This window comes from Amycolatopsis sp. cmx-11-51, from assembly GCF_047608665.1.
Classification (GTDB): Bacteria; Actinomycetota; Actinomycetes; order Mycobacteriales; family Pseudonocardiaceae; genus Amycolatopsis.
In genome coordinates this window covers 50,357-66,284 of record NZ_JADNQO010000014.1, presented here as the reverse complement: position 1 = coordinate 66,284, position 15,928 = coordinate 50,357, and the positions used below count along the sequence as shown (strand labels likewise).

Below are 15,928 nucleotides of genomic sequence, written 5' to 3'. Positions count from 1 at the left end.
GTGAGATGAACGGGACTTTCATCTCGAAATTTGCGATGAAAGTCCCGTTCATCTCAGCCGCTACCGAGTCGTGACGCGAGGAGCGTCCACGGCCCAGTACCAGTTGTTGCCCGCCGCGTAGAGCCGCCAGGTCAGCTTCACCGAACGAGCACCCGCGGGAACCTTGACCGAAGCCGACGTCGGTACCGAAAGTACGTCGCCGCCCTTGTTCGCCGTACCGGACTCCGGCCCGTAGGCCAGCACGCCCTGCTCGGGACCGCCGTCGAACGACGCCGTCAGAGCGCCCCGCTGCGTCCCGTCCTGCCGGTAGTGCGAGACGAACGAGACGTCCACAGTGGACCTACCGCTGACCTCGAGCCCCGGCGATACCAGTGAGGAATCGAAGGTTCCGCGCGAGGAAGGCGAGCCCTTGTCGTCCCACTCGTCCGGGTCGGCGACCGCGAAGACACCGCGTGCCCGAGCGTTCGCCTCGCGCTGCTGGCCGGGAGCCGTCCGGGTCCAGAAGTCGTCGTTGGTGAAGGCCCAGCCCTGCCATTCCGCGACTCCGGCCGGCATTCCGGACGCGTTCCGCACGGTCCAACCGCCCGGCGCGTCGTGCGTCCAGCCGAGTACTCCCGACGGGACACCGGTTTCGTCCTGCCTGGGCTTCAAGACAGCCGTGTCGAAGACGTCCGAAGGCGCGGCACCGAGCGGGTAGCCGTCGTAGGCCGCCGGAGCCGCGACACCGAGGTGCCGCAACACCGTGGGCGCGATGTCGATGATCTTCGGTGCCACAGCGGGGATTCCGGCCGGGACCGCGCCGCCCGCGGCGATCACGAACGTCATCCGTTCTTCGGGGGTGTCGCCGCCATGACCGCCCGAAGGGGTGTGGCCGTGGTCGGCGGAGATCATGATCAGCCAGTCCTCGCTTCCACGGTTCGACCGCGCGTCGACGGCGGCGAGCAACCGGCCGATCAACGCGTCGTCGGTGCGCAAAGTGGCTTCGTACCGCGAGGAATCCGCGCCGTGGTCGTGGCCCGCGATGTCCGTCTGTCCGAAGTAGACGAACGACGCGTCGGCCTTGTCCTGTCTGAGGTGCTTTTCCGCGTCGACGGCGACCTGCTCGTCCGTCTTCTCGTAGCCGGCGCTGTCGCCGTTCTGGACGAACTTGCGGTCCTGGCCGGTGCGCAGGATCTTGTCGCTGATCGGCGTCCAGTCGACGGCCGCGTAGGTGTCGAGAGCCGGGTTCGCGGCTTCGGCACGGGCGAGCCAGCTCGGGTGCGAGGCGAGGTCGTTGCCGGCGAAGGAGTTGTCCTTCACCTTGTGCTTGTCCGGCCAGACGCCGGTGAGGATCGTGGACCAGCCCGGACCGCTGACCGTCGGCGCCATCCCACTGCCGTACAGGGAACTCCGCGAGGCGTACCCGCGCTTCACGAGCGCGTGGACATTGGGGGTGTCGGCGGCCATCAGCTTGTCGAACCGGGCGCCGTCCAGGCCGATGACCAGCACCTTCGGCGCCTTGGCCTCGGCCGCCGCGAAGCTGTCGGTCAGGCCCGAGCTGAGCCCGGCGACGGCCACCATGGCCGAGAGGAGGGAAAGCGTTCTGCGCACAAAAGCCTCCGGATAACTTATCCGTACCAATTGTTCGTCAAGTTAGTGTGGCGAATCGACTTCCCGGTGAAGTCCGGGTGCCCGCCGGACGGACTTCAGCCGACGGGCTCCATCACCCGCGAGTCGTAGGCCTCGCGGGCTCCAGGTGGACATCGCCGACGTCCAGCCCGGACAGCGGGTGCTGGTCGACGCCGCCGCGGGCGGGGTGGGCCACCTCGCCGTTCAGGTGGCGAAGGCGCGCGGCGCGTACGTCCTCGGCACGGCGAGCGCCGGAAAGCACGACTTCCTCCGCGACCTCGGTGTAAACGAGCCGATCGACTACCACGACGAAATCGCGACGGCGTCCGAGGTGGATGTCGTGTTCGGGCTGGTCGGCGAGCAGAGCGACCTGCGCTGGCTGGACGAGGCGAAGCCGGGCGGCCTGCTCATCGCGGTTCCCGTCGGCGTGAGCGAGGCCGTCACCGCGAGGCCGAAAAGCTGGGAGTGCGGACGTCGGGAATGCCCGCCGAACCCGATCAGTTCGGCCTGCTGGCGCTGACCGAACTGATCGAGAAGGGCGATGTGCGCGTCCACGTCGACCAGACCTTCCCGCTGGAGGACGTCACCAAGGCCCACGATGTCGGCCGTGTCACCGGAAAGCTCGTCCTGACGGTCTAACCGCGCGACAGATGGCTCGGGCCGCGTGCCGGTATCGACTCCGGGGTGTCGCGAAAGCCACTATCGGGACACCACATGTCCCGAAAGTGGCTTTCGCGACGTCCGCCGCCGGGGCAGGACGGTGGACCAGTCGGGAAAATGGACCCATGAGCGAAAATCCGAGCCCGCCGTCCGCGCTGACCATCGCAGGCTCCGACTCCGGCGGCGCCGCCGGTCTGCAGGCGGACCTGCGCACGTTCCTCACCTGCGGGGTGCACGGCCTGGTCGCGGTGACCGCGGTGACCGTCCAGAACACCCTCGGCGTGCACGACCGCACCGACATCCCGGCGCGGATCGTCGCCGGGCAGATCGAGGCCGTCGCGGCCGACATGGGCGTCAACGCGGCCAAGACCGGCATGCTCGCCTCGGCCGAGATCATCCACGCCGTGGCCGCGGCCTGCGACAAGGCGGAAATCGGGCGCGACCGGAAGGTGCCGTTCGTGGTCGACCCGGTCGCCGCGTCGATGCACGGACATCCGCTGTTCGACGAGGACGGCCTGGTGGCGCTGCGGGACGAACTCCTGCCCCGCGCGACCGTCCTCACACCGAACCTCGACGAGGTCCGGCTGCTGACCGGGATGACCGTGACCACCCGCGAGCAAATGCACCAGGCGGCGGTCGTCCTGCACCGGCTCGGCCCGAAGTACGTGCTCGTGAAGAGCGGTCACCTCGTCTCCGACCCGGAATGCGTCGACGTGCTCTTCGACGGTTCCACGTTCGTCGAACTGCCCGGCGAGCGGTTCGCGACCCCGCACACGCACGGCGCCGGGGACACGATGGCGTCGGCGCTGACGGCCGGTCTCGCGAAGGGCATGTCCGTCGTGGAGGCCGCGCGCTACGGCAAGTGGTTCGTCTCACACGCGGTCGAAAACGCCTACCCCATGGGCGCGAAGGTCGGCCCGGTTTCGGCGTTTTGGCGGCTTGCGCCGGAGCACTGAGAACACGTCCCGTTACGATCTGTGCCGTGATCGGACGCGAGCGGGTCGCCAAGGTCGTCGAGGCCCGCGGCTTTCAGCACTTCATCATCGCGGTGATCGTCTTCAACGCCGTCACGCTCGGTTTGGAGACCTCGACGAGGATGCTCGCGGAGTACGGGCCGCTGCTGCACACCGTCGACCACATCGCGCTCGGGATCTTCGTGCTCGAACTGGGCGCGAAGTTCTACGCCTATCGCGCGAAGTTCTTCCGCGACCCGTGGAACATCTTCGACCTGCTCGTCGTGGGCATCGCGGTGATCCCCACGACCGGGCCGTTCGCGGTGCTGCGGGCGTTGCGGGTCCTGCGGGTGCTGCGGCTGATCTCGGTCGTGCCGTCGATGCGGAAGGTCGTCACCGGGCTGCTCGCGGCGATCCCCGGGATGGCGTCGATCGCCGCACTGCTCGCGCTGATCGTCTTCGTCGCGGGCGTGATGGCGACGAAGCTGTTCGGCGCGATCTCGCCGGACAACTTCGGCGACCTCGGCACTTCGCTGTTCACCCTGTTCCAGGTGATGACCGGCGAGGCGTGGCCGGACATCGCCAAGGAGATCATGAAGGAAGCACCCATGGCCTGGGTGTTCTTCGTGGTCTACATCCTCGTGTCCAGCTTCGCCGTGCTGAACCTGTTCATCGCCGTCGTGGTCAGCGGAATGGAAGACGAGCTTCGCCAGGACATCCGCGAAGAAGAGGCGAAGCAGGCCGAAACCCAGGCTCTGGCGAACAAGGAGATTCTGGATGAGCTTCGGGCTCTTCGCGCCGAAGTCACAGCGCTACGCCAGAGCTCCTAGCGGTCGTCGTCCGCGATAAGCGCTTCAAGCGCCGGAAGAGCCGCCGCGAGCGCCGCCTGATGTTCGGGAGTCAGCCGGTCGAGGCGCATCCCCAGCTCGTGCACGCGCGTCGACCGGACGCCGGAAACCAGCCTCTCGCCCTCTTCGGTCGCCTCCGCGAGCCAGGCCCGCCTGTCGATCGGGTCCGACTCACGGCTGACGTAGCCGGCCTCGACCAGCGAAGCGACGATCCTCGACATGGTCGCCGCGGCGACGCCTTCCTTCGCCGCGAGATCACCCAGACGAAGCTGACCGTAGTTCACGAGCGTCGCGAGCGCGGAAATCGCGCCGTGGCCTGGTCCGGGCACCCCCGCCTGGCGCAGTGACCGGGACAACCGGCCCACCGCCAGGAACAATCTGCCCGAAACATCCTGGACCGCTGACGTGGTCACCACTGGCTCCTCTGGGTACACGGCGGCGGGTGCGCCGCCGGAGAGTGCCGTCAACCATACGGGCTTCCGGTGCGTACTCGCTGTCAAGTCCGTGAACCGTACAAAAGGGTTATCGGGGCGGGCTGGAGGCGTGCGCCCAGAACCGCCGCGGGATCCGCCCCGCCCCCGCGGCAAGCCGTCCGGCGATGACGGCCGCGCGCATCGCCGACGCCATCCGTTCCGGGTCCGCGGCCCTGGTCACGGCGGTGGAGAGCAGCACGGCGTCGCAGCCGAGCTCCATCGCCAGCGTCGCGTCCGAGGCGGTGCCGATACCGGCGTCGAGGATCACCGGGATACCCGCGCGCGACACGATCAGCTCGATATTGTGCGGGTTCCGGATGCCGAGACCGGTGCCGATGGGCGCGCCGAGCGGCATCACGGCCGCGCAGCCCGCTTCCTCCAGTCGCAGCGCCAGGACGGGGTCGTCGTTGGTGTAGGCCAGCACGGTGAAACCGTCCGCGGTGAGCTGCTCGGTGGCCTCGAGGGTCTCGAAGGGGTCCGGCAGCAGCGTGCGGTCGTCGGCGTGGACTTCGAGCTTGACGAGGTCGGTTTCGAGCGCTTCGCGGGCGAGCCGGGCGGTGAGGACGGCTTCCGCGGCCGTCCGGCAGCCGGCGGTGTTGGGGAGCAGGCGGATGCCGAGCCGCCGAAGCAGTTCGAGGACACCGGAGCCGCCTTCGGCGTCGGCCTTGCGCATCGCGACGGTGGTCAGTTCCGTGCCGGACGCCACCAGCGCGCGTTCCACCACGGCGAGGTTCGCCGCGCCGCCGGTGCCGATGATCAGCCGCGACGTGAGCTTGTGCTCGCCGATGACGAGGTGGTCGCCGTCCATACCGGACATTTCAGCCTCCTTGAACAGCGGTGAGGATGTCGACGCTGGCGCCGTTGCGCACCACTGCTTCCGGCCATTCGCCGCGCCGGACGACCACGCCGTCCACCGCGACCGCGACCCCCTTCGTCGCCGTGCCCAGCGCCTCGAGCACGCCCTCGACGGTGGTCCCGTCGGGGAACTCGCGCCACTGGCCGTTGACCTGGATCTCCATCACACCCGCTCCTCGCTTCCCCGCGACGGCGTGGCCGCCGCGGCCTCGTCCGGCAACGGCCCGCCGTCCAGCCACGCGACCGCGGCGTCCGCGGTGAGCGGGGCCATCAGGAGGCCGTTGCGATGGTGGCCCGTCGCGGCGAAGACGCCTTCGCCGAGCTCACCGATGAAGGGCATCGTGTCGACACTCGCCGCGCGAAGCCCGGCGGCGGTCTCGACGAGTTCGTACTCGGCGATGCTCGGGAGGACGCGCTCGGCGCCTTCGAGCAGCTCGCGGACCCCGCGCGCGGTGACGGTCTCGTCGAAACCGGCCTCGTACTGGGTCGCGCCGAGCACTACCTCGCCGTCTTCACGCGGGACGAGGTAGATCGGGCGGCCCTCGACGATCGCGCGGACGGTCCGGCGCGGCGGCGGCAGGCAACCCCGGCGCGGCCTCAGCCGGAGGATTTCGCCCTTGAGCGGGCGGACGGCGTCGGCGAGCGCGGGGTGCAGGCGCCCGGTCCAGGCGCCGGCGGCGAGGACGACAACGCCGAAGTCGTCGAGGCCGGTGACGGTCTCGTGGCGGAATTCGACTCCGTGCCTGCCACAGGCGTGTTTGAGCGCGTGAAGCAGCCTTCTGTTGTCCACGGCCAGATCGCCGGGCACGAGCAGTCCACTTCGGACGGATGCGGCGAGACCGGGTTCGGCGCGCCGGGCCTCGCGGCCGGTCAACCGCTCGACCTCGCGGCCGAGTTCGGCGAGGTACGCGGCGAGCATTTCGAGGTTGCCCGCGTCGGCGCTGTCCAGCGCGACGACGAGCGTGCCGTGCGTCGACAAGCCTGGGTCAACGCCCTCTTCGGCCAGGTCACGGGCGAAATCCGGCCAGCGCCGCAGCGAAGCTTCGCCGAGGGTGAGGACAGTCTCCTCGCCGGGCCAGGCCTCGGTGACCGGTGCGAGCATGCCGCCCGCGAGCCACGACGCTCCGCGCCCAGGCTTGGGGTCGTACACGGTGACGTGATGGCCGCGCGCGGCCGCGCGCCAAGCGACCGAGAGGCCGATGACCCCGCCGCCGACTACCGAAAGTTCCTTCATGAACGCACGCTCCCTGCGCCGGCATGACCCGGATCAGGTTCCACGGTCGGAGCGGTTTCGGCTCCCTCTCAGCCCGTCCTCGGGCTCCCGTGCGGACCACCCCACCGTAGCGCGCGAGTACCGTCGCCGCCATGCCCACCCTGTCTGGTTCGGAGATCCGCGCCCGGTTCGCGGATGCCCGCCTGTACCTCTGCACCGATGCCCGGTCCGGCCGCGGCGACCTCGCCGAATTCGCCGACGCGGCACTGGCGGGCGGGGTCGACATCATCCAGCTGAGGGACAAGTCCGGCGGCGCCCCGATCGAGGCGAAACACGAGATCGCGGCGCTGGAAGTACTCGCGGAAGCATGCGAGAAGCACGGCAAGCTGCTGGCGGTGAACGACCGCGCGGACGTCGCGCTCGCCGTCGGCGCGCAGGTGCTGCACCTGGGCCAGGACGACATCCCGGTGCCGCTGGCGCGTCGCGTTCTCGGTGACGACGTGGTGATCGGCCGGTCGACCCATTCGGCCGAGCAGGCCAAGGCCGCCGCCGAGGAGCCCGGCGTGGACTACTTCTGCACCGGCCCGTGCTGGCCGACGCCGACGAAGCCGGGCCGGTCCGCTCCCGGGCTCGACCTGGTGCGCTCCACCGCGGCTTTCGGGACGTCGCGGCCGTGGTTCGCGATCGGCGGGATCGACACCGAACGGCTGCCCGAGGTGCTGGACGCGGGGGCGTCGCGGATCGTCGTCGTCCGGGCGATCACCGAGGCCGAAGACCCCGAGGCCGCCGCTCGCACCCTCCGCTCCGCCCTCGCCTGACCCCCGCGTTTCGTCCTCTAGTTGCGGTAGTTGGTGGTGCGAACTACCGCAACTAGAGGACGAGTTGCGGAGGGGGTCACGGCGCGGGGGTGCCGGAGGCGGGAGCCGAACGGGTCGCCGGGGGCGCCTGAGAAGTCGACGGAGTCGTCGAAGGCGTCGTCGGAGGAGCCTCGGTGGTGGTGGGAGCCGTCGGCGTCGTCGACGGAGTCGACGTGCTCGAAGGCGTCTTCTCGGGCTGTTCGTCCTGGGTCTCCGAAGGGGACGTCGCCGGCGGAGTGTCGTGCTTGTCCTGCCGCTCCTGGGCCTGCCCGCCGCCGATGAACTTCCCTATGGTCGTCCCGGTCCCGCCGCCGAAGGTCTTCCCGGTCGCGCCCTCGAAGCCGGTGATCGCGACGAGCGCCACCACGAACGCCACCAGGCTGACCCCGGCGATCACCGCCCAGCGCGGCTTGAACTTCCGCTCGGAGGCCTCTTCATCCCCCGTCGGGGTGAGCCGGACGGTCTCCTGTTCCGACGGGTCGAGCACCCGGCGCCGTCCCGGCACCGTCAGCACGACGCGCGCCTTCAGCGCCGCGTCCTTCGTGCGTTGCAGCGAACGGAGGTACAGCTCGCCGCCGAGCGTCGTGATGACACTCGCCAGTCCCGCACCCGCCACCGTTCCGGCCACGCCGAGCGTGGAACCCAGCAGCGCCGCGGTGATCGCGGCCATCGCGGCCGCCGTCACCTGGACGATCCTCCCCTGCTTTTCCGTCTTTTCGGTGTCCTTCTCGGAAGTCTCCTTGGTCATGATCCCGTTCTGCAGCTAGTCGATTCTCAACCGGTCCTAACGAATAAGGCGCGCGGGATGCTCCCTTCGTTGTCCACACGTGAGGAGCGCCACGCCGTCTGTCCAAAAAGGACTGTCCATGGTTCACAATTCCTTGACATGATCAGGCGTATGGAACTGGTCTCAATCGAGGAAATCCGCGACGCGGCGAGCCGGATCAAAGGTGCCGCCGTACGCACGCCGCTACTGGAACAGTCGTGGGCACCGTTGTGGCTCAAGCCGGAAAGCCTGCAGCCGATCGGCGCTTTCAAGGTTCGCGGCGCGTATAACGCGATCGCCGCGCTGAACGAAGCTCAGCGCGCTCGCGGCGTCGTCGCGTTCTCCAGCGGTAACCACGCGCAAGCGGTCGCTTACGCGGCGAAACGGTTCGGAATTCCCGCGGTGATCATCGTTCCGGACGTCGCACCACGCGCCAAGGTCGAAGCGACCAAGGCACTCGGCGCCGAAGTCATCGAGGTCCCGATCGACCGTCAGGAGTCCTCCGCGTTCGCCGTCGCGGACGAACGGAACCTCTCCATGATCCCGCCGTTCGACCACCGCGACGTCATCGCCGGACAGGGCACGATCGGCCTGGAGATCGCCGAAGACCTGCCGGACGCCGGCGTCGTGCTCGTCCCGCTCAGCGGCGGCGGGCTGGCCTCTGGCGTCGGCACGGTGATCAAGGCGCTGCTCCCCGGCGCGAAGGTCATCGGCGTCGAGCCCGAACTCGCGGCCGACACCGCCGAGGGGCTGCGCGCGGGCAGGCGGATCGAATGGCCGATGGACCTGCGGGCGCGGACCATCGCCGACGGCCTGCGAGCCCAGCCGTCGGACCTGACCTTCGCCCACCTCCAGTCGGTGCTGGACGACGTCATCACGGTTTCCGAGGAGGAGATCCGGGAGACCGTCCGGACGCTGGCACACCGCGCCCGCCTGATCGCCGAACCGAGCGGCGCCACCGCGACCGCCGCGTACCTGTTCCACCGCGGCGAACTACCCGAGGGCAAGACCGTTTCCGTCGTCTCCGGCGGCAACATGGACCCGGCCACGCTGGCCGGGATCCTGGCTTAGTGCCGACACGTGTGTCCAAACGGAAGACACACGTGATGGGGTGGACAACACGCGTGATGGGGTGGACATCACGCGTGATGGGGTGGACATCACGCGTGACGTCCGTCCGGTCGCGGCACTCAGGTCGGGTGGCCGGTGGGACGGACGTGCGTCGGCGGCGCGTCGACCCCGCAGTGGAGACACTCACCCGGGTGGGGCGATTCGTCGGTGTCCGCGGGGTCGTCGGGGTCGTCGGGGTCGTCATTGGAAGGCGTGTCGAGCACACCGTTGTGGATGCCGAGCGCGATCAGCCCACCCCCGATCGCCAGCGCCGCGCACACCAGCAACGCCGTCCGCCAGCCCGAGGTCAGCGCCACCGGATCGGTGTAGGCGGCACCGGACAGTCCGGCCACGGCGGGCAGCACGGCGATCGCGAGCAGCCCGCCGGACCGCGCGATGGCGTTGTTGACGCCGGACGCCACCCCGGCGTAGCGGTCCGGCGCGGCGGCGAGCACGGTCGCGGTCACCGGCGCGACGACCGTCGCCAGCCCGGCACCGAACACGACTACGGCGGGCAGCACCGAGCCGAGGTACGTCGACCCCGGCCCGACACGCATCAGCAGGAGCATCCCGACGCCGACCAGGATCGGGCCGGCGACCAGTTGCGCCCGCGGGCCGATCCGCTGCGCCAGCGCACCCGACCGGCCCGAGAACACCAGCATGATGACGGTGATCGGCAGCCCGGCGAGCCCCGCCTCGGTCGGCGAATAGCCGAGCGACACCTGCAACTGCATGACCATCAGCATCATCACGCCGCCGAGCGCGGCGTAGACGACGAAGGTGAGCGCGTTGGCGAGGCTGAACGTCCGGTCGCGGAATAGTTTCGGCGGCACCAGCGGGTCGGCGGAGCGGTGCTGGATCACCAGGAACGCCCCCAGCCCCGCGACGCCGAGGACGATGGAGACCAGGACGACGATGTCCCCGATGCCGCGTCCGGGCGCCTCGACCAGCGCGCCGGTCAGCCCGGCGAGCCCGATCGCGCCGACGGCGGCCGCGGTGAAGTCCGGATGCCCGGTCGCCTCCTCGTCGCGGGACTCGGGCACGTAGCGCTTGGCGAGCAGGACGCAGACGGCGGCCAGCGGCAGGTTGATCAGGAACGCCAGCCGCCACGACCACACCTGCACCAGCACGCCGCCGAGCAACGGGCCGATCGCCGCCGCGATCCCGCCGAGCCCGGACCACGCGCCGATCGCGCGGGCCCGGTCGTCGTGGGCGAAGGACGCCTGCAGGATCGCGAGCGAGCCGGGCGTGAGCAAAGCTCCCCCGATCCCCTGGAGGATCCGGGTCGCGACGAGCAGCTCGGTCGTCGTCGCGGCGGCACACAGCCCGGACGCGATCCCGAACCAGACGACGCCGACGATGAACATCCGGCGGCGTCCGTAGCGGTCGCCGAGCGAACCGGCGACGAGGATCAGCGCGGCGAGCGCGAGCAGATAGCCGTCGAGGATCCATTGCAGGCCCGCGACGGACGCTTCGAGTTCTTCGCCGATCCTCGGCAGGGCGACGTTGATGATCGTCCCGTCGAGCATCGCCATGCCCGAACCCACGATGGTGGTCGCGAGCACGCCGCGCGCCACCGGCGTCCCCCAGCGGATGCCCGCCGCCGTGTCAGTCATGGGACGACTGAATCATGACCGGGGACACCGGGCCACCGCGGAATTCCCGGCGTTTTCCGGGAATGGGTCATTTCCCGGAAATACCTGACTCGTCAGGCAGTAGCGTCGTGACGAACTTGTAACGATCGCCCCGGTAGATCGCTCGGGCGAACTCGACCGGTTTTCCGTCGGTGGCGAAAGAATGCCGCGAAAGGAGCAACATCGGCATTCCGACATCGGCGCCCAGCATCTCCGCCTCGTGTGGCCCGGCAAGCGCTGTCTCGATCGTTTCCTCGGCCCTTTCCAGCTCCACGCCGTAGTACTCCCTCAGTACGGCGTACAGCGAACCACCTGCGGAAACGTGTTTGCGCAAACCGCGGAACCGGCCGAGCGGGAGATGTGTGGTCTCCAGCGCCATCGGCTGCGAATCGGCCAGCCGGAGACGGCGAAGGCGAAGGATCTTCGCGCCGACCCGGATTCCGAGCAGTTTCGCCAGATCGGCCTCCACCGGCAGTTCGTCGATCTCCAGGAGCTTCGACGACGGCTTGAGGCCCTGCTTGCGCATGTCCTCGGTGTAGGACGACAACTGCAGGCGCTGCGCGAGTTTCGGCTCGGCGGCGAAAGTGCCCTTGCCCTGTACGCGGTGGAGCCTGCCCTCGGCGGTCAGGTCGGCGAGCGCCTGCCGGACCGTGGTGCGCGAAACGGTGAATTCCCCCGCCAGTGCCCGTTCCGTCGGAATCGGCGAACCCGGCGGCAACGCGTCGAGCAGATCGAGCAGATGCTGTTTCAGCGCCCAGTACTTGGGTTCGCGCTGCCCGCGCATCCCTGCCGTAGTGCCCGCCTCACCCGCGGTGGTTGTCTCCAGCATGACCGACTCCCTAAGCCTTCCCACTCAAACGCGCACCTGCCCCGCTAGGAAACGTACCCTTCACCACAAACGTCCATTCGGGCTAGCATTGGTCTAGACCTACTCGGGGGACGAAGTACGTCCCGGTGGAAGGGAACGAGATGACCGAACAGCGCCCCGGCGAGCACATGGCCGCGGAGATCTCCCAGCAACCCGCCATTCTGGCAGGAATCGTGGAGCGACAGGCCGAAATCGCCGAGGTGGCCGAAGCCATCTCCAAGCGCCCGCCCAGGTTCGCACTGCTCGCCGCCCGCGGCTCCAGCGACCACGCCGCCCTGTATGCGAAGTACCTGATCGAAGTACTCCTCGGTCTCCCCTGCGGTCTCGTCTCGCCCTCCACCGCGACGTTGTACGGCGCCCGTCCCGATCTGCGGGACGTTCTCTTCATCACAGTAAGCCAAAGCGGTGGTTCCCCGGATCTCATCGAGGTCACCGAAACCGCGCGTCGCCAGGGAGCGCTGACCGTCTCGGTCACCAACACCCCGGAGTCGCCGCTGCGTGCCGCCGCCGAACTCGGTGTCGACATCGGCGCGGGGCTGGAAAAGGCCGTGGCCGCCACGAAGACGTACTCGGCCACCTTGCTCTCCCTTTACCTGCTGATCGACGCGGTCCGCGGCGGCAAGGGCGAGGACGCGGAGAAGCTGGGCGAACTCGCGCGGCAGACCCTCGAAGGCGCCGAAGAAAACGTACAGCGCGCGGTGGACCGCTACCGGTTCGTCGACCGGGTGCTCACCACCGGCCGCGGCTACTCCTACGCCTCGGCGCTGGAAGGTTCCCTGAAGCTGGCCGAAACCAGTTACCTCGCGGCCCGCGCGTACAGCGGCGCGGACCTGTTGCACGGTCCGGTCGCCGCTGTCGACGGCGAGACAGCGGTGCTCGCCGTGACGAGCCAGGGACACGGAGTGGGCGCGATGCAGGAGGTCCTCGAGGCCGTCGGCAAGCGCGGCGCGGACGTGCTTGCGGTCGGTTCCGCTTCGGCCGACGTTCCCGCGGCCCTGCGGATCGGTGTCGCCCCTTCGGCCGAAGAGGTCGCCCCGATCCTGGAGATCCTGCCCATCCAGCGGATCGCGCTCGGCCTTTCACTGGCGCGCGGCGGTGACCCGGACAGCCCCCGCGGGCTGCTCAAGGTGACCAAGACCCGGTGAGTCATGTCATAGGGGTGGACGCCGGGGGCACGTCGACGCGAGCGATCGTCGTCAACGCCTCCGGCGCCGTCCTCGGCTCCGGGCGCGCGGGCGGGGCGAATCCCAACTCCCATCCGCCTGCCGAAGCCGCGGCGCGGATCACGAGCGCGATCACCGATGCGCTGGGAAGGTCGGACCCGGCCGCGACGGCGGCGTGTGTCGTCGGCATGGCGGGCGTCAGCAAACTGAGTGATCCGACGATCGCGGAAATCTTCGAAACCGCGTGGAAGAACGCGGGAATCAGTCCTGTGCGGACGGTCCCCGACTCCGAAGTCGCCTACGCGTCGGCCACTTCCGCGCCGGACGGTTCGGTACTCGTGGCAGGCACCGGGTCGATCGCCGGACGGGTCCGCGGCAGGCGGATGATCTCCACCGCCGGCGGTTACGGCTGGTTGCTCGGCGACGAAGGCTCGGCCTACTGGCTCGGCCGCGAGGCCGTTCGCTCCACTTTGGATACTTTGGGTCTCGGTGGTGAACCCGGCCCGCTCGCGGGCGCCGTGCTCACCGAAGCGCTTGGACCGTCCGCAGTGGACCCGGCGGGCGACCGGGCCGCGCTGTGGCGCGCGCTCATCACGAGCGTCAACGCCGAAGCGCCGATCCGGCTCGCCAGGTTCGCCCCGTTCGTCAGCGAGGCCGACCGCGACGGCGACCCGGCGGCGGACGACATCACCACCCGCGCGGCCGCCCTGTTGGTGACGAACCTCATGACCGCGCGGGATCCCGGCGAGAACACGCCGGTCGTCCTCGTGGGCAGTGTGTTGTCGCCGAACGGCCCGGTCGGCGCGAAAGTCCGCGCCGCACTCGCCGGGCTCGAGGTCCTGACCAGCACCGACGGCGTACTCGGCGCCGCGTGGCTCGCCGCCGTCGACGCGTACGGGGAAGGTGCGCCGCGGCCGGCGCACCCGTGAAAAACACCAAAAAAGAGCCCCAAAAGACCAAACCATCGACTCCGGGCCCGAACTCCGGGTACCGTAGGACCCGGCCCCCGGACCCTCCCCCCTCGCCGGGGGCCGCCTTATGTCCTGGGTAGCCCGTCGGGCTCGGAGCCGGAGGGGTTCTCGCCAGCCGCGTCAGCGCCCGCGTCGCCTTCCGCGACCCGCAGACCGGGATGTTCCGGCGGCAGTGTGCGGTAAAGCACCCAGCCGCTCACCGCGACCGTCACCGCGACCAGCGGCCAGGACAGGACCGTCCGCGCGATGCCGAGCGCGACCACCTGCCCGCTCCACCACAACGAGCCGTAAACGACGACTCGCAGCGTGTACTGCAGGAAGACCCACACCCAGCTCGCCCGCGAATACGCGCGCAGCAGCGCGGGATCGTGGCGCCAGCGGGTCTTCTGCCCGATGACGAGCCCGACGACGACGCCGAGCAACGGCCACCGGATCACGATGCTGGCCGCCCACAGCAGCGCGCTGGCCACATTGGACAGCAGCTGGATGAGGAAGAAGTCCTCGGCGCGGCCGGTGTGCAGGGCGATCAGCGCGGCGGCGATCACCGCGGCGAGGCTCACCACGACCGCGCGCGCCTTGTCACCGCGCGCGACCCGGTACGCGCCGAGCAGCACCGCCACCCCGATGGCCACCCCGGCGCCCCAGGCGATCGACTGGCCCGCGATCAGCCAGCCGATGACGAAGGCCGCGGGCGGGGCACTCGCGTCGATGGCGCCACGCCGCCCGCCGAGGATCTGGGCGAGCGACTCGCGCGGGGGTCGATAGGTCACCCTTACAGCCTGCCGGATCCATGAGCCCGAACACCCGGGCGGGGAGACGTTCGCCACATCACGTGTCCGTTTTACGTCCACTTGAGGGGAATCTCCGCAGCCCAGGAGTGTACGTCCCAGTAATGGAGATGCAGGGAAGTCCGACAAAATAAGAGACTGTGTCAACGGACTGAACCACGGGTTTCGCTCGGGTGGGATGGCAGGGGCGCTCTCAGCTGTTCGTTGTGGTGTACAAGTACCCACCGGGGGCACACGGACGGAAGGGGACCCAACGTGTACGGCTTCGACAGCTACGTGGCGATCGGTGACAGCTTCACCGAAGGACTCAACGATGATCTGCCGGACGGCACCTTCAGGGGCTGGGCGGACAGGCTCGCGGAGATCCTGGCCGAAGGCAGGCCCGATTTCCAGTACGCGAACCTCGCCCTCCGCGGGAAGACGCTCGACGAGATCCTCGAAGAGCAGTTGCCGATCGCCCTCGAGGTGAAACCCGACCTGGTCACGCTGTGCGCGGGCGGCAACGACATCATCGTGCCCGGCGCGGACGTGGACGCCGTCGCCGCGCGGCTGGAGGCGGGGGTCGCCAAGCTGCGCGAGGCCGGGATCCCGGTGCTCATCTTCAACGGGCCGGACACCAAGTACCTGTCCGTGATGCACGTCCTGCGCGGCAAGGTCGGCATCTACAACGCGCATCTGTGGGCGATCGCCGACCGCCACGGCGCGAAGTTGGTCGACTTGTGGGCGATGGCCCCGCTGCACGACCGCCGCGCCTGGAGCGGCGACCGGCTGCACTTCACCCCCGAGGCCCACCGGCGGATCGCGTTGCGCGCGGCCGAGGTGGTCGGCGTCCCGGTCGCCGACGACTGGCGCGAGCCGTGGCCGGCGTCCGAGCAGCCGAGCACCTGGATCACGTCGCGCCGCTCGGACCTCGAATGGACGAAGGCGCACCTGCTGCCATGGATCCGGCGTCAGCTCAGGGGTGAGTCCATGGGCGACGGCCTGTCGCCGAAGCGCCCCGAACTCGCGCCGTTGCTCCCGCTGGAGCAGATCGAGTCGGCGGGCGTCGCCATCCCGGCCGAAACGCTGCGGGAGATCCACCACCACGCGAGCTGACTCCGGAGCACTGAGCCTTGCGCATCCTGACGGGGGCTGAAGGGGACTTTCCCCGCATGGCATGCG

The 15,928-nt window shown here is 69.5% G+C and carries 18 protein-coding genes and 1 riboswitch; of the genes, 9 read left to right on the top strand and 9 right to left on the bottom strand.

Translation table 11 applies throughout. The features are described from left to right. Positions 1–60: 60 nt before the first annotated feature. Positions 61–1,590, bottom strand: coding sequence for an alkaline phosphatase family protein (locus tag ACM6LU_RS32200; protein WP_414941585.1), 1,530 nt, complete (start codon positions 1,588–1,590; stop codon positions 61–63). Between the two features lie 145 nt (positions 1,591–1,735). Between ACM6LU_RS32200 and ACM6LU_RS32195 the strand changes: the two genes are divergently transcribed. The 4 genes from ACM6LU_RS32195 to ACM6LU_RS32180 all read left to right on the top strand — a co-directional run bounded on the left by ACM6LU_RS32195 (position 1,736) and on the right by ACM6LU_RS32180 (position 4,051). Beyond that, positions 1,736–2,128 carry a zinc-binding dehydrogenase gene (locus ACM6LU_RS32195; protein WP_414941584.1) on the top strand — a complete coding sequence of 131 codons (393 nt, stop codon included), beginning with the start codon at positions 1,736–1,738 and terminating at the stop codon, positions 2,126–2,128. Further along, complete coding sequence (locus tag ACM6LU_RS32190; protein WP_414941583.1) at positions 2,089–2,247, top strand: zinc-binding dehydrogenase; 159 nt, start codon at positions 2,089–2,091, stop codon at positions 2,245–2,247. Before ACM6LU_RS32195 ends, ACM6LU_RS32190 begins: the two co-directional genes overlap by 40 nt. Before the next feature lie 146 nt (positions 2,248–2,393). Then, complete coding sequence (gene thiD, locus ACM6LU_RS32185; protein WP_414941582.1) at positions 2,394–3,224, top strand: bifunctional hydroxymethylpyrimidine kinase/phosphomethylpyrimidine kinase; 831 nt, start codon at positions 2,394–2,396, stop codon at positions 3,222–3,224. A gap of 26 nt (positions 3,225–3,250) precedes the next feature. Continuing rightward, positions 3,251–4,051, top strand: coding sequence for an ion transporter (locus tag ACM6LU_RS32180; RefSeq protein WP_414941581.1), 801 nt, complete (start codon positions 3,251–3,253; stop codon positions 4,049–4,051). Here the strand turns inward: ACM6LU_RS32180 and ACM6LU_RS32175 are convergent. From ACM6LU_RS32175 to thiO, 4 genes are all read right to left on the bottom strand, one after another. Beyond that, positions 4,048–4,482: a MarR family winged helix-turn-helix transcriptional regulator gene (locus ACM6LU_RS32175; RefSeq protein WP_414941580.1), complete on the bottom strand. Its 435-nt coding sequence runs from the start codon at positions 4,480–4,482 to the stop codon at positions 4,048–4,050. The two genes, ACM6LU_RS32180 and ACM6LU_RS32175, sit on opposite strands and share 4 nt — an antisense overlap. 109 nt (positions 4,483–4,591) lie before the next feature. Then, entirely contained in the window at positions 4,592–5,350 is a 759-nt protein-coding gene (locus ACM6LU_RS32170) for a thiazole synthase (RefSeq protein WP_414941677.1), read from the bottom strand. A 10-nt stretch (positions 5,351–5,360) separates the two neighbouring features. Further along, positions 5,361–5,561, bottom strand: coding sequence for a sulfur carrier protein ThiS (gene thiS, locus ACM6LU_RS32165; RefSeq protein WP_414941579.1), 201 nt, complete (start codon positions 5,559–5,561; stop codon positions 5,361–5,363). Then, positions 5,561–6,631 carry a glycine oxidase ThiO gene (gene thiO / locus ACM6LU_RS32160; protein ID WP_414941578.1) on the bottom strand — a complete coding sequence of 357 codons (1,071 nt, stop codon included), beginning with the start codon at positions 6,629–6,631 and terminating at the stop codon, positions 5,561–5,563. The genes thiS and thiO overlap by 1 nt, the downstream gene beginning before the upstream one ends. Next, positions 6,625–6,732, bottom strand: a riboswitch (TPP riboswitch). (Overlaps the previous gene by 7 nt.) A gap of 30 nt (positions 6,733–6,762) precedes the next feature. On the opposite strand from thiO, the gene thiE reads away from it, so the two are divergent. Then, on the top strand, positions 6,763–7,428 hold the full coding sequence (gene thiE, locus ACM6LU_RS32155; RefSeq protein WP_414941577.1) for a thiamine phosphate synthase: 666 nt from the start codon (positions 6,763–6,765) through the stop codon (positions 7,426–7,428). 76 nt (positions 7,429–7,504) lie between these two features. Here thiE and ACM6LU_RS32150 read toward each other — a convergent pair whose 3' ends face one another. Then, complete coding sequence (locus ACM6LU_RS32150; protein ID WP_414941576.1) at positions 7,505–8,215, bottom strand: hypothetical protein; 711 nt, start codon at positions 8,213–8,215, stop codon at positions 7,505–7,507. Between the two features lie 150 nt (positions 8,216–8,365). Here ACM6LU_RS32150 and ACM6LU_RS32145 point away from each other — a divergent pair, with 150 nt between their 5' ends. Beyond that, positions 8,366–9,304, top strand: a complete 939-nt coding sequence (locus ACM6LU_RS32145; RefSeq protein ID WP_414941575.1) for a threonine ammonia-lyase — start codon at positions 8,366–8,368, stop codon at positions 9,302–9,304. Between the two features lie 119 nt (positions 9,305–9,423). Here the strand turns inward: ACM6LU_RS32145 and ACM6LU_RS32140 are convergent, their stop codons facing one another. Beyond that, positions 9,424–10,959 (bottom strand): MFS transporter, encoded by a 1,536-nt coding sequence (locus ACM6LU_RS32140; protein ID WP_414941574.1) that lies wholly within the window; start codon positions 10,957–10,959, stop codon positions 9,424–9,426. Between the two features lie 67 nt (positions 10,960–11,026). Then, positions 11,027–11,806, bottom strand: coding sequence for a GntR family transcriptional regulator (locus ACM6LU_RS32135; RefSeq protein WP_414941573.1), 780 nt, complete (start codon positions 11,804–11,806; stop codon positions 11,027–11,029). 140 nt (positions 11,807–11,946) lie between these two features. On the opposite strand from ACM6LU_RS32135, the gene ACM6LU_RS32130 reads away from it, so the two are divergent. Beyond that, complete coding sequence (locus ACM6LU_RS32130) at positions 11,947–12,990, top strand: SIS domain-containing protein (protein WP_414941572.1); 1,044 nt, start codon at positions 11,947–11,949, stop codon at positions 12,988–12,990. After that, entirely contained in the window at positions 12,987–13,937 is a 951-nt protein-coding gene (locus ACM6LU_RS32125; protein ID WP_414941571.1) for an N-acetylglucosamine kinase, read from the top strand. The genes ACM6LU_RS32130 and ACM6LU_RS32125 overlap by 4 nt, the downstream gene beginning before the upstream one ends. Positions 13,938–14,044: 107 nt before the next feature. Here the strand turns inward: ACM6LU_RS32125 and ACM6LU_RS32120 are convergent, their stop codons facing one another. Next, positions 14,045–14,749, bottom strand: coding sequence for a DUF3159 domain-containing protein (locus ACM6LU_RS32120; RefSeq protein ID WP_414941570.1), 705 nt, complete (start codon positions 14,747–14,749; stop codon positions 14,045–14,047). 273 nt (positions 14,750–15,022) lie between these two features. Between ACM6LU_RS32120 and ACM6LU_RS32115 the strand changes: the two genes are divergently transcribed. Then, positions 15,023–15,862, top strand: coding sequence for an SGNH/GDSL hydrolase family protein (locus ACM6LU_RS32115; protein WP_414941568.1), 840 nt, complete (start codon positions 15,023–15,025; stop codon positions 15,860–15,862). Positions 15,863–15,928 lie beyond the last annotated feature (66 nt).

Coding starts and splice junctions, on each gene's coding strand:
- ACM6LU_RS32190 (WP_414941583.1), top strand. CDS start 2,089: ATGCCCGCCGAACCCGATCAGTTCGGCCTGCTGGCGCTGACCGAACTG.
- thiD (WP_414941582.1), top strand. CDS start 2,394: ATGAGCGAAAATCCGAGCCCGCCGTCCGCGCTGACCATCGCAGGCTCC.
- ACM6LU_RS32170 (WP_414941677.1), bottom strand. CDS start 5,350: ATGGACGGCGACCACCTCGTCATCGGCGAGCACAAGCTCACGTCGCGG.
- thiS (WP_414941579.1), bottom strand. CDS start 5,561: ATGGAGATCCAGGTCAACGGCCAGTGGCGCGAGTTCCCCGACGGGACC.
- thiO (WP_414941578.1), bottom strand. CDS start 6,631: ATGAAGGAACTTTCGGTAGTCGGCGGCGGGGTCATCGGCCTCTCGGTC.
- thiE (WP_414941577.1), top strand. CDS start 6,763: ATGCCCACCCTGTCTGGTTCGGAGATCCGCGCCCGGTTCGCGGATGCC.
- ACM6LU_RS32150 (WP_414941576.1), bottom strand. CDS start 8,215: ATGACCAAGGAGACTTCCGAGAAGGACACCGAAAAGACGGAAAAGCAG.
- ACM6LU_RS32145 (WP_414941575.1), top strand. CDS start 8,366: ATGGAACTGGTCTCAATCGAGGAAATCCGCGACGCGGCGAGCCGGATC.
- ACM6LU_RS32140 (WP_414941574.1), bottom strand. CDS start 10,959: ATGACTGACACGGCGGCGGGCATCCGCTGGGGGACGCCGGTGGCGCGC.
- ACM6LU_RS32135 (WP_414941573.1), bottom strand. CDS start 11,806: ATGCTGGAGACAACCACCGCGGGTGAGGCGGGCACTACGGCAGGGATG.
- ACM6LU_RS32130 (WP_414941572.1), top strand. CDS start 11,947: ATGACCGAACAGCGCCCCGGCGAGCACATGGCCGCGGAGATCTCCCAG.